This window comes from Streptosporangium sp. NBC_01755 (assembly GCF_035917995.1).
Taxonomy (GTDB): domain Bacteria; phylum Actinomycetota; class Actinomycetes; order Streptosporangiales; family Streptosporangiaceae; genus Streptosporangium.
This window is the reverse complement of sequence record NZ_CP109131.1, coordinates 2,371,607-2,385,266: the sequence shown is the minus strand read 5'-3', so window position 1 is coordinate 2,385,266 and position 13,660 is coordinate 2,371,607. Positions and strand designations below refer to the sequence as shown.

14 protein-coding genes are annotated in these 13,660 nt (G+C 64.4%); 9 read left to right on the top strand and 5 right to left on the bottom strand.

What is annotated here, in order from left to right; genetic code table 11:
* Window positions 1-6: 6 nt before the first annotated feature.
* The 3 genes from OG884_RS10875 to OG884_RS10865 all read left to right on the top strand — a co-directional run bounded on the left by OG884_RS10875 (window position 7) and on the right by OG884_RS10865 (window position 2,561).
* On the top strand, window positions 7-702 hold the full coding sequence (locus OG884_RS10875) for a dTMP kinase (RefSeq protein WP_326644656.1): 696 nt from the start codon (window positions 7-9) through the stop codon (window positions 700-702).
* 26 nt (window positions 703-728) lie between these two features.
* Window positions 729-1,652, top strand: a complete 924-nt coding sequence (locus tag OG884_RS10870) for a DUF2797 domain-containing protein (protein ID WP_326644655.1) — start codon at window positions 729-731, stop codon at window positions 1,650-1,652.
* Between the two features lie 69 nt (window positions 1,653-1,721).
* Window positions 1,722-2,561, top strand: a complete 840-nt coding sequence (locus OG884_RS10865) for a class I SAM-dependent methyltransferase (protein WP_326644653.1) — start codon at window positions 1,722-1,724, stop codon at window positions 2,559-2,561.
* A gap of 78 nt (window positions 2,562-2,639) precedes the next feature.
* Here the strand turns inward: OG884_RS10865 and OG884_RS10860 are convergent, their stop codons facing one another.
* Window positions 2,640-3,146, bottom strand: coding sequence for an NUDIX hydrolase (locus tag OG884_RS10860; RefSeq protein WP_326644651.1), 507 nt, complete (start codon window positions 3,144-3,146; stop codon window positions 2,640-2,642).
* Between the two features lie 190 nt (window positions 3,147-3,336).
* On the opposite strand from OG884_RS10860, the gene OG884_RS10855 reads away from it, so the two are divergent.
* On the top strand, window positions 3,337-4,542 hold the full coding sequence (locus tag OG884_RS10855; protein WP_326644649.1) for a hypothetical protein: 1,206 nt from the start codon (window positions 3,337-3,339) through the stop codon (window positions 4,540-4,542).
* Between the two features lie 252 nt (window positions 4,543-4,794).
* Here OG884_RS10855 and OG884_RS10850 read toward each other — a convergent pair whose 3' ends face one another.
* From OG884_RS10850 to OG884_RS10840, 3 genes are read right to left on the bottom strand one after another with little or no spacing between them, the layout of a single operon-like run.
* Window positions 4,795-5,262, bottom strand: a complete 468-nt coding sequence (locus OG884_RS10850) for a PPC domain-containing DNA-binding protein (protein ID WP_326644647.1) — start codon at window positions 5,260-5,262, stop codon at window positions 4,795-4,797.
* Window positions 5,263-5,286: 24 nt separating this feature from the next.
* The gene (locus OG884_RS10845; RefSeq protein WP_326644645.1) at window positions 5,287-6,288 is read right to left on the bottom strand and encodes an asparaginase; all 1,002 of its coding nucleotides are present in this window, start codon (window positions 6,286-6,288) and stop codon (window positions 5,287-5,289) included.
* A gap of 57 nt (window positions 6,289-6,345) precedes the next feature.
* On the bottom strand, window positions 6,346-7,851 hold the full coding sequence (locus OG884_RS10840; RefSeq protein ID WP_326644643.1) for a hypothetical protein: 1,506 nt from the start codon (window positions 7,849-7,851) through the stop codon (window positions 6,346-6,348).
* A gap of 196 nt (window positions 7,852-8,047) precedes the next feature.
* Between OG884_RS10840 and OG884_RS10835 the strand changes: the two genes are divergently transcribed.
* The 3 genes from OG884_RS10835 to OG884_RS10825 all read left to right on the top strand — a co-directional run bounded on the left by OG884_RS10835 (window position 8,048) and on the right by OG884_RS10825 (window position 10,910).
* Entirely contained in the window at window positions 8,048-8,956 is a 909-nt protein-coding gene (locus OG884_RS10835; RefSeq protein ID WP_326644641.1) for a helix-turn-helix domain-containing protein, read from the top strand.
* The gene (locus OG884_RS10830) at window positions 8,953-9,189 is read left to right on the top strand and encodes a DUF397 domain-containing protein (protein WP_326644639.1); all 237 of its coding nucleotides are present in this window, start codon (window positions 8,953-8,955) and stop codon (window positions 9,187-9,189) included. The genes OG884_RS10835 and OG884_RS10830 overlap by 4 nt, the downstream gene beginning before the upstream one ends.
* 293 nt (window positions 9,190-9,482) lie before the next feature.
* Complete coding sequence (locus tag OG884_RS10825; RefSeq protein WP_326644638.1) at window positions 9,483-10,910, top strand: hypothetical protein; 1,428 nt, start codon at window positions 9,483-9,485, stop codon at window positions 10,908-10,910.
* Window positions 10,911-11,627: 717 nt separating this feature from the next.
* Here OG884_RS10825 and OG884_RS10820 read toward each other — a convergent pair.
* Window positions 11,628-11,891, bottom strand: a complete 264-nt coding sequence (locus OG884_RS10820; protein ID WP_326644636.1) for a hypothetical protein — start codon at window positions 11,889-11,891, stop codon at window positions 11,628-11,630.
* 44 nt (window positions 11,892-11,935) lie between these two features.
* On the opposite strand from OG884_RS10820, the gene OG884_RS10815 reads away from it, so the two are divergent.
* Window positions 11,936-13,060, top strand: coding sequence for a helix-turn-helix domain-containing protein (locus tag OG884_RS10815; protein ID WP_326644634.1), 1,125 nt, complete (start codon window positions 11,936-11,938; stop codon window positions 13,058-13,060).
* The gene (locus OG884_RS10810) at window positions 13,057-13,590 is read left to right on the top strand and encodes a hypothetical protein (protein WP_326644633.1); all 534 of its coding nucleotides are present in this window, start codon (window positions 13,057-13,059) and stop codon (window positions 13,588-13,590) included. The genes OG884_RS10815 and OG884_RS10810 overlap by 4 nt, the downstream gene beginning before the upstream one ends.
* Window positions 13,591-13,660 lie beyond the last annotated feature (70 nt).

The following is a 13,660-nucleotide window of genomic DNA, read 5'->3' as shown; positions in this document are numbered from 1 at the left end:
ACGACCATGACAGTCGCAGCACAGCCCGCCAGCCCTGTGCGCGGGCGGGAGATCACGGTCACCGGTATCGACGGCGCAGGCAAGTCCACCCTCGCCGCCCGCCTGCATCAGGCATTGGTCGACGCCGGCCACCCGGCCATCCTGGTCGGCAAGCACACCACCGACGTCCCCATGGACCCTGACCTGTCCGCCTACCTGGACCGGCTCAACGAGCTCATCTACCGTCGCGACACCCGCGTCGCCCAGGCCTGCGGCGACCACTACTGGCTGCTGGCGCTGGCTGCCTGGTACTCCCTTCAGGACGAACTGGTGATCCAGCCTGTCCTCGCCGCCGGTACCCACGTCATCCTCGACAACGCGCACCACAAGATCCTCGCTCGCTACGCGGTCAACCCCGAGGTCTCCACCCGCCTCGCCGAACGGGTCTTCGCCCACCTCACCGAACCCGACCTGGTGATCTTCCTGCGCATCGGCGCCCGCGAAGCCCTGCGCCGTAAGGGCGAGTTCACTTCCCTGGAGACTGGCCACTCCGGTCGCAGCGAGGAGAACTTCATCCGCTACCAGGACACCGTCCTAGCCCAGCTGAGCCAACAGGAGCAGCGCGGCGGCTGGCTGTCACTGGACGTCACCGGCATGGACCGCGACGCCGTGTTCAAGAACGCCGCCGACGCCCTTGCCGAGCGCCTCCAGCTCACGCTCTGACTCATCCCTACGACAAGGAGTCCGCCATGCCAGTGCCTCTGCCCGAAGAAGGTGAGTACGTGTGCCACGGCATCACCTGGGCGACCGGGGACCCCCGGCTGCTGCTCGCTCCGCTACCCGGCGGGCCACTGGCGTACGCCGAGATCATGCACCAACGACTTGGCTTCCAGGTGACTGGTACCGGCCGATGGTGCACTGGCCGGTACCGGTTCGCCGACACCGTCCGCGTCGAGGCCCTCGCCTGTCCCGACCGTGCGCCCGCCGAGCAGAGCGGCCAGTGCACCCGATGCGCCGGACGCGACGACTTCCGTTCCGCCCACCAGTTCCACCAGGGCAGCCATGCTCCCGAGGCCCTTGTCAGGTATATGGACCAGCCGCACTGGCTGTACCTGGCGACCTTCGCTGACGGAACGACCAAGGTCGGCACCGCAGCCGAGCCGCGCAAACGCTCCCGTCTCGACGAACAAGGAGCGCTGTTCGCCACCTACCTGACCAAAAGCCCCGACGGCCGGGCCGTACGCCATCTCGAAGACGCCCTCACCCACCGCCTTCAGCTACCCCAGACCGTACGGGCCGCGGCTAAACTCCAAGCCCTGGTCGGCCTGACTGACCTGTCTACTCCCCGCGCTGCCCACGAGCAGCACGTCGCCCGCGCCTCCGACACGCTCGCCGACATGAGCACCCCCTCGGTGCTGGAGGCATGGACCCCGCCAGCAGAGGGCGACCGCCTCCGCACCGCCAGCCGGGAGCGGGCCCTCTACCCGCACGACCTGCGAGAAGGCAAGCACGGATTCACCCCCGTCTCCTGCGTCGGCTCCCAGGTTCTCGCCGTCCTGGACCACAACGACGCGATGGGCTACCTCCTCGATCTCGGCGCGCTCAAGGGCCGCCGCATCACCCTTGGCCCGTTCTCCTCTCCAAGCGCCGCAATCCAGACCTCCCTGTTCTGAACCCCAGCCCCGCTCTTCAGCGCCACATCCGCCCACGGGCAGGGGCTCTCACCGGGAAATGAGGCATACATGGCACCCCACGACGCCCTTACCGGCTGGAACGAGGACACCACGGCCGAGGCATACGCCGCCTTCACGCGCGATTTCCCCATGTACGGCGCCACCAGCCGCGACCTTGCCCGCCGCGCCCACCTCGCCGGCAGCCGACTGGTGGTCGATCTATGCGGCGGGGCTGGCGCGACCGCCGAGGCGATCCTCGCCCTGGTCCCGGCCGAGGCCCGAGTCATATCTCTGGACAGCGCCGCCGCCATGCAGCGGGTCGGTCGCGGTAGCGTGACCGATCCGCGTCTGCTCTGGGTCACTGCCCGGGCCGAGGATTTGGCCGAGCACGTCTCTGGCATGGCCGACGCTGTGGTCTGCAACTCTGCGATCTGGAAAACGGATGTCCCGGCCGTGTTCGCTGCGGTTCGCAGCGCACTGCGGCCCGGCGGCCGGTTCGTGTTCAACATCGGCGGCGGCTTCGCCGGGATCGCCCACCCCGACGAACAGACGGTCCGCACCAGCCCGTCGCTCAACATGCTGATCCGCCAGGTCGCCGCCCGCGAATATGGCCACACGCCATCCCTGGCGACAAGCGCAGGCCCCAAGCTGCCGCTGGAGGTGGTCACTGAGCATCTGGCCGCGGCTGGGCTGACCCTTCTGGACACCCAGGTCACCGCTCAGCACGGCACCATGGCGGAGAAGAAGGCGTGGTTGTCTGTCCCCGTGTTCGCCCGTCCCCATGGTGACTTCACCCATGAGCAGCGCATGGCGATCCTGGACGAGGCATACGCCCTGACGACGCCCGAAACCCCGACCGTGACCAGCTGGCTCGTTGCCGTCGCCGAACGGCCCGCGGAGGAGCCCTGATCGCCCTACTGTCCTGCCACTGGCGGAGACGCTCTCCGCGAGCGCACCAGAGCGAGTCGCTCACCTCGCAGGCGTGGCTCAGCGCATCCCGTCCGAGCGCTCGGCCGCCAGCCGACGTATGTGTGCTCGGATTCGGCCGTGGTCCTCTGGGAAGACGCTCTCCCACTCCTCGCCGAGGCCAAACCACTTCGGCAGCTGGTCGCTTTGCCCGCCGAGCGGGACATCAGGGCTGGTGATCGCGCTGTAGGACAGGCCAAGCGTCGGCGACCAGTCGGCACGGTAGGAGCGGACGGACACCGCCGCCGGAGCAGGCAACAGCTCCGCTCGCACGCCGGTCTCCTCGGCAAGCTCCCGGGACGCGGCGGCTCGCGGTGTCTCACCCGGCTCGACCTTGCCCCCGGGCGGCACCCACCCACGCCAGCGATGCCTCACCAGCAGGACGCACTTGAAGGCAGGATCAGTCACCCAGACCTCGGCTGCGAATGGCTCCATTGGCCTGTGACGGGCCTGCTCCAGCCAGGTCCGGGCGTCATCGAACTCCAACTCCGCGAGACGGGCGTCCGTGACCGCCGCGTCCAAGGTCACTTGGTCAACCACACCGTGAATCACCCGCCACACCTTATGTCGCTGCAAGGTGTGGCGGGTGGAGGCGACCCGCCGACGCCCGCGCGTGCGCACTCTAGTCGGCGGCGAGCCGAGAGCGACAGGGCGATGACATCGACGCAGCCAACGTTAGGCGCCATGCGAGTGTTCACTCCAGGAAGGGTAATCAGCGATGGACTCTGACACGCCGCCGCGAGGCGCCTGGGTCGTCCTGGGAAAGATCCACCTGCTCAATCGGGCCGCGCCTCGCCGCCCGGACGAACCGATCATTTTGGTACGGGTGCCCCCGCAGGAGGTGTGCATCCCCAGCACCACCGTAGTCATGCGGTGGGACGCACTTGGGATGTGCCAGGTCACCGCTCTGACCGCGGAAGGCACTCCACTCGCAAACGGCCAAATCCAGGGCAGCGCGCTGTTGCCCGACGCCATGCCTGGCCTCGCGTTACGCGAGATGATCGGCGATGCCGCCGCTTCCAGTCTGGTACCGCTGTGTTACCTGGCCGGACATCCCAACGGCTACCACGCGTACGCGCAGATCCGGTTCTACCCAGAGGACGCGTGCTTCGTCCGCATCACCCAGGAGCCGGTAGGCGAGGGCCCGGTCGAGGCGCTGATCTGGCTTGACCCGGTGCTGATCGCCCACGAGGCGTCGGCACTGCGGCTCAACAACCACCTGAGGTACTTCCACAGCCACTTCGCCGGAACCGAACTGGAGTACAAGTACAACCTGACGCCGGGCACGGACATCTGGGCGGCCTCCATGGAACTACTGAAGGTTCTGCGCCATGGTGAACTGGCCGACTGCAGGCCGGAGTACCGGGACGAATTCCAGATCTACTTCTTCGACAACCACCTCTTCGACGTCACAGGGCCTGACAACGAGCGCGGCTACGCCTCCTTTATTCCCACGGTCGACGGCAAGCACGTGCTGAAACGCAAGTGGTATGCCAAGGACACCTTCGCCCGTCGTGAACAGCTCTACACCGACATCGAAGTCGACGCCGACGGCTTCGGAGAGTACCTGCGCTCAGAGCTGGGTCTCCAGGTACGCGCAATGCCGCCCTTCCGGCGCGTCCGCTACGACATCCAGTGCGAGTCGATGCGCACCGGCCACATCTTCGGAATCTTCCTTGACCACTGTTCACTCCTGGCCGCACCGGAGGTAGTTCTGTCGCAGTGCGAACTGGAGTACCGCCGTTCCCGCAGCGTCCTGAACCACGACGAAGACGAGGTGCTTCGGGAGATGGAACGTATCGACCACTGGCTCTTGGACTACCTTGCCACGAAGGGCCTGACGAAACAGCGCACGTTCTATTCCAAACGCAGTTTCCTGCGTGACATCGTCATCGCCCGGCCTGACCTGGCCTTGGATCACTGACGAAATAGGTAGCAAGATCCCTCCGTCCGAGCCCGGCGACCGCAAAGGCGCGAACGGTTGCAGCACCTTGTAGAACAAGATCAAATCCAAGCCTTGGGGGCTGGCCCGCCTCTGCTCGCAGGTCAGTTGGGCGAGTTCCACGTGGCCTTGCCGACGTGGCTGCCAGCGGTCCCGTCCTCACGCCGTCACCGCTTCGACCAGCTGATGAAGCACCATCTTTTGGGCCTGGCTCTCCGATCTTTCCCGACCCGGTCAACGCTGTTCATCAAAAGTGAGCAGTGGAACGTCGAACAGGCTCGGCTGCCGAGGCCGTGTGAGGCTGGGACCCGTGATCTCCACGATGATGAGCTCCGCGATGAACTGCACCTGGGCAGCGAGCAAATGGCTGGTCCGCCCGTCGGCGGAATCGGCCTTCAGACCGGTTGAGACATGAATGTGGGGGGCCAGGCAGTCCCGATCAGGATCCCAGGCCAAGGTTCCGCCGCCGAGCGCCTCAAGCGTTTTCACCTCAATGTGGTCCCACAAGGGGGCCTCGGGATTCTCCAGCGGCCCACAGGTTCCCACCAGCTTGGCGGAGCTGAACCCTCCGACAAAGGCGGGAAGATAGCCTGCACGGATCGCATGCTCTGCGCAGAATTTCTCGAGCGAGGTGAAGAAGTCCTCCCCATGGTCGAAGGCGACGACGAACTCCCGGCCTCGGGTGAACTGTGTGGCGCGCATTCGGATCTCCTGCTCGTAGTGCGATTATCGACGTTCGGTGAAGGCGGCCTCGACCCTCGCGCGATCGGCCCCCGCACGCAACTGGGCCAGGAGCAGGAGCCGCGCCTTGTAGGGATCCAGCGAGCCGGCGCTGATCAGCCCGCGAGCCAGCAGGTCGCTTTCGGAGCCCGGGAAGGCATAGGTGGCGGCGAGGACGCTGCCGGCCCCGGTCCGGGAGGCCAGCACCACCGGGATGCGCTGCGCCAGCCTCTGCAGGGGTTCAACCCAGGTCTCCGGCACGTGACCGGCACCGAACGAGGCAACGACCAGCCCATCCGCGCGTAGGTCAAGGTCGTTGAGCACTGAGGTGTCGCCGCCCAGGGTCGTGTACACGATCTCGACGACGCCCGGCTGCAACGGCAGCGGCACCGCGCGGTGGCGTCGCAGCCCGAAGTGCAGCCGAGGAACCCCTTCGATCACGTGACCGATCGGACCGGCACCCGGTGAGGAGAAGGCCGCGATGCTGGTCGAGTGGACTTTCCGGACATGGCGTGCCGCATGGATCTCATCGGCGAAGACCACAAGCGCTCCCATGCCGCGAGCGTCAGTGCTGGCGGCCGTGCGCGCCGCCGCCAGCAGGTTCGCCGGGCCGTCGGCACCGGGCATTGCGGCGTTGCGCATCGCCCCGGTCAGCACCAAGGGCGCGTCCCCGTCGTAGAGCAGGTCCAAGAGGTAGGCGGTCTCCTCCAGCGTGTCGGTCCCCTGCGTTACGACGAAACCGTCCTTGTCAGTTACTGCGGCCTTGTGAAGCAGTCCGACGAGCTCGGACATGTCATCGACGGTGAGTGAGGCACCTGGGATCCGGCGGAAGTCCTCAACGATGATCGTGATCCCTCGGTCCAGACCGGGTACTGCGGCGACGAGGTCAGCGCCGGTCAGACGCGGCGACACCCCACCCGTCTCACCGGAGGCCCCGCTCATCGCGATGGTGCCGCCGAGGGTGACCACCAGGATTCGGCGGTTCTGTTCTGGGGTGTCAGGAGGCACGGGCTGGCCTTTCTGTAGGGACGGTTGGCTGCTTGTACAGGGATCAGCTTCGTCGGCCTACCGGTCGGCGGCAAGGCAGCCCAGGAAGCGCAGTACCTGGTCGAGGGCCTCGATGCTGATCAGTCTGCTACGCGGGCGCACCAGACTGGATACCCCGCAGTCGCCCAGGTCACGGCACCTACTGGTGATCCAACGCCAGTCGAGGTCGAGGTAGGCGGCCAGGGCGCGCAACCGCGTCTCGGGATCGGGCCCCATCATGAGGCCTTGATCGGTAGCCTCGCCGAGGGCCTCGTGATAGCTACGCAGGTCGGCCCGGGCGGTGGTGGTGTCCGCTCGCCAGAGCGCCTCGGTGCGCACCCATGTCGCCACGATCGCGCGCTGACCTGGCACCAGCACGAATCCGTCGACGGTGGAGTATTCAGGGCGTGCCGTCACCTGGACGCGGATGCCGTACATCTCCATCAGCGCAATGGCCAGGAAGAGGAGAACCCGCTCGTACCGACCGCTGCGGGCGACCTCGGCCTCAGGGATACAAAACGTCCGCGACAGCGGACTGGCCGCACCACCGAACCGCTGCCCCAGGGACTGCAGGTAGGCGATCTTGTGCCGGAAGAACAGCCAGGCGGCGGCCTCCTCACCGGTTTGCTCCCTGGTCCAGAACAGCGGCACCTCCGACGCTCCGTCGAGACGACGCTGAATGTGCTGCGCACAGAACGCCGACCCGAGCCACGCGGCACCGACCGCGGTGAGCATGGGAAGTGTCATCCGGCTGGGAGCCGAACGCGGAAGCTGGAGGTAGGTCTCAAGCACCTGCTGCTCGTCATCAAGGGTCTGGTCATCGGCCAGGAGCCCGTCATCGAGCTGTACCAATGACCACAGAATGCCGTACGTCAGGTCGTCCAGTTCGTGGGCACCTGGAACTGCGAATCCCTCATCGCGGGGTGTGAAGGCGGCCAGGTTCCTGCGGGTGTTCGCGGAGTCGATGACATAGAGGCGCAGGTCATCGACGTGCCCCTCTATCCCGACGAGCAGGCCGCGGCGGGCTGGCCGGAGGAACCTGCCCAGGGCCGCAGTGTCCGGAGGACGGAGACGGACCTCCTCACCACGTCTTGCCGCCGAGAGGAAGTGGACAGCCGAGGTGGTGCCGTCCAGGACGTTGCGTCCGATCAATTCCCAGGAGTCCGCAACGTCATCGGTCGCCGAGAGGAATAGTCGCGAAGTGGGCCATCGCTCACCGATGACGACGGACGCCTGTAAGCCGTCACGGTCGTGGACGGTCTTGCGGGCGTGGAGGACATCAGGGGCGGGAGAGAACAGGTCTGTCCAGGGGAAGCCCAGGAGGCGCTCCAGCACCCGAGAAGCATCGTTTTGTGGACGTCCGTACCAGTGTCCGGCGTACCAGCGGTCGAATGTGCGCCGAGCCACGGTCACGCTGGCAAGCCGAGGAGCCTCAGCCTCTTTGGCGAGCGTGCGTGCCGTCTCCTCGAAGTGACCGCAGAACACCACCCAGTTGTCCCAGTGACGCTCCTGGACCAGGAGGCGGAACAACGAGGGGCGAGGCATCGTGGCCCTCCTGAGGTTGAAGGTCGGGCGGGTGTCGATCAACGTAACCAGCGCATGTGCCACGAGAGGCAACGGGTTCTACCCTTCATGGCCCCCTGGCCAGGATGCTCTCCTCCGTAAGGTTTAGCAATATGACTGAGCAAATTGCTCGACATATTGGTTGTGTTAATTGGCGCGAGCTCTCACACTGACCATCATGTCGGAATTGAGGCAAGCGCCATGGTCGATGATCCTTGTTGAGGTCGGGCTACGCTTCGAAGACCTGCGCGAGCGTCGCAACCTGACGCAGAGCGATGTCGCCGGGCATACCGTGCTGCGCGACCGTGGCATCAGGATCGACAAGAGCGGACTCAGCAGGCTGGAACGAGGCCAACGCCGCCAGATCTCGAGCGCACTGGCTGAGGCCCTGCTGGACTGTTACCAGGCCGACGCCGCCGAACGCGCCGAGATCCTGCGACTCCTCAGCGTGGACACCACGCCCGCCGGGCGACCGCGTCCAGCGCTCTGGCGGCGGAACGCGGCGCTCCTCGGCTCTATGCATTTCGAAGGCTTCCTGAAAATGGAGCGGCGGGCCACCGAGCTCTTCAACTACGAGAGAGCTCTCATCCCCGGGCTCCTCCAGACTCCGGACTACGCCCGCACCGTGATCGCCGGCATGCGTCCCGAACTGAGTCGCTCCGAGGTCAAGGCCCTCGTCGACGTCCGCATGGACCGTCAGCAGCAGATGTCGGACGGAGTGCTTCAGGACTTCCGCGCCCTCATCGACGAGGGCGCGCTCCGCCGCGTCATCGGGGACCGGTCGATGACTCAGGCACAGTTGGAGCGGCTGCTCGCCGAATCCGAGCAGCCCCGGAACACAATCCGAGTCCTGCCGGACTCGATTGAATGCCACCCCGGCATGGCCGGCCCCTTCGTACTCATGCACTTTCACGAAGCCGCCCGTACCGTCGTATGGGTGGAAACCATGGTCAGTTCGGTGTACTTCGACGGAGAGGCAGACGTCGGGCGCTATACGGGGGCCTTTACCACTTTGTGGGAGCGGGCGCTGAGCCCCAGCGATACACTCGCACAGCTCAAGGAAATGATCAAGGAGCTCCAGCAGTGACCCCGCGCAAGCCTCACCCGTCTTCCTTCGACCTGACCGACGTCGAATGGACAATCTCCAAGCACAGCGGGGGTGGTGGAAACTGCGTTCGCGTTGCCGTGGTGAATGGCCATGTCCTGGTCGGCGACTCCCAGAACCCTGACCGATTGCCCCACGTGTTCACGCCTGCGGAGGCGAGGGCATGGCTGTTGGGGGCGAAGGACGGCGACTTCGACTTCCTGCTCAACCTTTAAGGAACCTCTACCCGGTACGCCTCCCGACAGCCTTCGGTCGATCCCTGAACGCCTAGACTTCACCGACGCCCACGCTTGACCACCCTTCGGTTCCGGCCAATACTGCTCTTTCAAGCTATTTGCTCGCATTTTGGCGAAATTTACCCGAGGCGTATCTTGAAATGCCTATAGGTGCGACAGATTGCATCCGATGACGCCTACATCGATTATCTGAATTGTCCGAAGCGTGCTCTCATTTGTTCTCGAAGACGTACTGTAGGAGGCCGATAGCCTTCCGAGAGGTGCGTCCACCGGTGAATGAGAACGCTGCCGACATCCTTCTTTCCCCGCTCCTCACCCTTGAGGAGATCGGGTCGCTCGCGGAGATCCCCGTCACCTACGAGATCAAACAGAATGGCCGTTCGCACAATCCGTCCTGCCGGCAACGAGGCAAGCGAACGACCGAACAGGTGACCACCAGCGTGAGGGAGTTCCGAGTCCAGGGCCACCATGAACGGGCCTGCCGGACGTGTGGCGGAGGAGATCTGCCCGAGCTGACTCACGAGCAGGAAGCTGGTGTGCGACGGCTGGCGCTCCTCCTGCCCGAACGCGAGGAAACAGCCCGACGCGAGCGGGAGGCCCAACGCGCGGCCGCCACCCGCGTACAAGCCGCGGAAGCTATTGACCAACGGGCGCGCGAGGTGCTCCACGGCTGGGATTCGCGGCTCGCCCATGAACGACGCCATCTCCAGGGACGCCCCGCACGCGTCCTGACCGCTACGACGGTCTGTTCCGAAGGGGACGAATGCGGTGCCGGAGCCGAACTTTCCATCGACACGCGGACACTTGAGATGCGCTTCCGATGCCCCGTCGACCCAGGGCACGGCCGACGCGACCTGCGCGGCGAACCGGAGGAGTTCTGGATGTACGCCGCCCCCGCCGAGTACGATGCGCTCGCCCTCGTTGTTTCCGTGATCGCCGAGGATGCCAGCGCGTGGCACGAGGTATACGGCACTCGCGCCCACGACTACCGCATGACCACTGCTGCTCTTCAGGCTTTCGACGAGGCGAACCCACAGCCGTTGGACCTCGGCCTCAATATCCAGTGCGGGCTGTGCGAGCGGCGAATGTCCTTCCACGAAGGGGATCCGGATTCGAGGCTTCCGGCAGCGTACTCCTGCAATCACAAGCATGACGATGGCCGCTATCATCGCGTCAGCAGCGAGGATGTCGACGACGCGATCGACCGGCACCTTCGCTCTCGCCTGAGAGGGCGGCGCCATTGGGTTCTGGCCCCGGAATTGGCTCCAGAGCCGGAGCTTGTGGCAGCGTACGCCGACCATCTGAATGCGAAGATCAAGACATATGACGATCATATCGGTGCCGCCAAGTTGGACCGGTTCCTCGCGCGCGAACGCGCGCGGCTCACGAAGCAATTGGAGCAAGTTCGCGGGGTCCAGGAGCACGGCGTCTTCGTGGTTGCCGACTTAAACACGTTCGCGGATGATTATTGGCGCAGCACCTCGGCACCCGACCGGGCAACCGAACTGGGACGTGCGCTACTTGTCGAGAGCGTCGTGTGCTACCGATCCAGCATCCGAGTTGTCACCCGCTTCGACGACCACACCGCTCTCTACCGCAGGTTACGAACTGAAGAGCTCCGACACGAGATCGCCACTGCCCGTGCGCACCTGTCGGAGTTGGAGGAAGAACTGCACGAGTTGACCGATCCGGTGGCCTGATCTATTAGGAATTACGGTGTGAGTACAGGATATCCAAAGGCGGTCCTACGTAGCGATGCTGGTAGTCCTTACGAGCTGTTCCAAACTCTGGTACGGAAGGCGGCCTGCCATCCTTCACCGTGCTGTACGTGCGATCCTCACCGGCCTTCAAGGGCCGGCGCTGGGCTCCAGGTGCTCATCGCCTCGACGACGGCAAAACCCGGCCATCATGCCGCAACGCATGGAATAGACGCCGTTAGCATTAAGCTGAAAATCTCCATCTGAATTCCCGGTGGGTCAGGCATAACGTGGTGAACCGGCACTGGTCCGGCCTAAATTCGATGCCTCCGGTCGAGAGGACCGCAGCCCATTCTTCCGATACGCGATGAACAACAATCGCGAAGAGGTGGCGGTGTACCTCGATATCGCATGGGAGTTCACCGCCCATCCTCGGCGTTTCGCGATCCCCGTATGGGCATGGACGACGTGCTCGAAGGCTAGGTTGGAGCGACTTCGCAATTAGCCGATCCGCAGGCCCATACAGCAGTTGTGCGATCGGATACGGCAATCCGAGTCACGTTCCGGGTGGGTGACGATCGACCGGCAATTATCTATGATCGCGACTAGTTCAAGATCTCCAGGACCGGGAGTTGATTCACAATCTTCATCGTCTCCAAGCTGACCGTCACAATCCGCTTGAGAAGATTGATGATGTAACGCGGATCGTTGGACTGGGGGTCAGCCTCGGAGAGCCTTCGGCCGGTCCGTGTCCTGTTCCGGGCGCTTGGCGGCGTTGGGAGGCTCGGAGCGGCGGACGTAGACCGGGGTCCCTGTCGGGGTCATGTCGAACAGGGGCTTGGCGTCCTTCCACGCGGTGAGCAACTGGCGGCGCAGGTCGATCTCCACCCTTGTCGGCTCCCCGTAGGACACCAGCGGTCTGACGCGCGCCGGGTGGGCGAGTGCCTTCCAGGTCGACGGGTCGATCTCGTCCAGTGGCCGCATTGCGATTTCTTGCGATTTTCGCAACTCGGGCGTAGGGTCGATGCATGGCTGGAGAGATGGCAGTGGTGCGTGTCAGGCAACTGATCGCTGAGAGTGGTCTTACCCAAGCGGAATTCGCCGCGAAGGCGGGGCTTGACGCGCCCAAGATTTCCAAGTCGTTGTCAGGGGTTCGTCGATTCACATCTTTGGACCTTGCCCGCATCGCTAACGTGGGCGGAGTGACCGTCGACTGGCTGCTTGGTGCTGAGACCACTGCGCCATCCATGGCCACACGGATATCGGCGGCTCCACGGAGCCCTGCCGATATGGCCGTACAGGAAGCAGAGCGTTTTGCCCAAATCTGGGCAGATCTTGCATACCTTGGCTATGGCCAGAATCTATACAAAATACCGCCAGTGCCGAAATCCGGGCGCCCTGTCGATCAGGGGCGTCAGCTCGCCGCGCGGGCGCTCGATCATTTTCGGTCTGTGGGCGGCAGCCCCTACGAAAAGCGTGATCTGGCCGAGGCGGTTGAGGAAGTTTTCGGCATTGACGTGGCGATCGTACGGCTCCCCGACGGCTTCGACGGTCTCACCTGGGTGGATGACCAAGCGAGTCTTATCATCGCGGGAACATCCAGGTTTCCTGCCCGCCAACGATTCACCATCGCGCACGAACTGGGACACATCCTCGCGGGAGATGATCAGAAGCCGCACCTGGATGCGAACCTCAATGATGTGCTTCACAAGCAGCAGTCATCGGAGACGCGAGCGAATGCCTTCGCAGCCGAGTTCCTCCTTCCTGAAGAGGTGCTCCGCGAGGAAGCCGGTGAGGTCACCTGGTCCGACACCTCATTCGCGGAGCTGGCCTGCCGCCTGTGGGTATCTCCGAGCACACTCGCGTGGCGTCTGTTCAGCCTCGGGCTGATCGACCGGCAACTGTGTGATTCATTCAGGCGGTTGAATACCGCCGAGGCGGCACATCTGGCCGGTGCGGTGAATTCGCTGGCGGAGTGGATCGAGCTGGCGTCACGTCCACGGACGCCGGCTCCGCTTATACGCACCACATTTCAGGCATATGCCGATGGTAAGGCAACGTTAAGGCCATTCGCCAATCTGATCGGTGTCGAAAGCGCCACGCTCCGGCAGGCTCTCAACGAGGAGCGAGAGGAATCCCCACTCGCGTCATGACGTGGTACTGGTTTCCTGACAACACGGTGCTGTGCAACTTCGCATGTGTATCCGGCCTTCCTCTCCTGGAAGAGGTTCTGCGTGGCCGCGGGCGCTGGGTGGAGGCGATCGCATACGAAGCGGAGCGGTCATCACGCATTTACCCGGATCTGGCCACCATCGCCCGGGAACGTTGGTTGGGGGACCCGATCGAGGTTGACGATGCCGTGGAGATCGATCAGATCGAAAGAGTCCGCCGAGCAGTCTTCGGCGGATCGCCAAATGAACCGCTGAAACATCTTGGGGAAGCACAGACCTGTTACGTCATTCTGAACCGGATGGAGTTCGCCGGCTCATTCTGGATTACTGACGATCGTGACGCGCAGGAGTACGCGCACGCCCGAGGTATTACCACCCGTGACACGATGGATCTCGTCTCGGAGGCGGTTGCAGACGGTTGTTGCACGCGTGATGACGGGTTCAAACTACTTCAGCGGATGCGGCAAGAAGGGCGGTACCTGCGCGTACCACCGCACCCGTCACATCTTTAATGTCGCACCTCCTCTCAAGGCGGCCCCGGCTGCCGCCATGACCGTGGACGGGTCCCCGGCCTGTGCCATC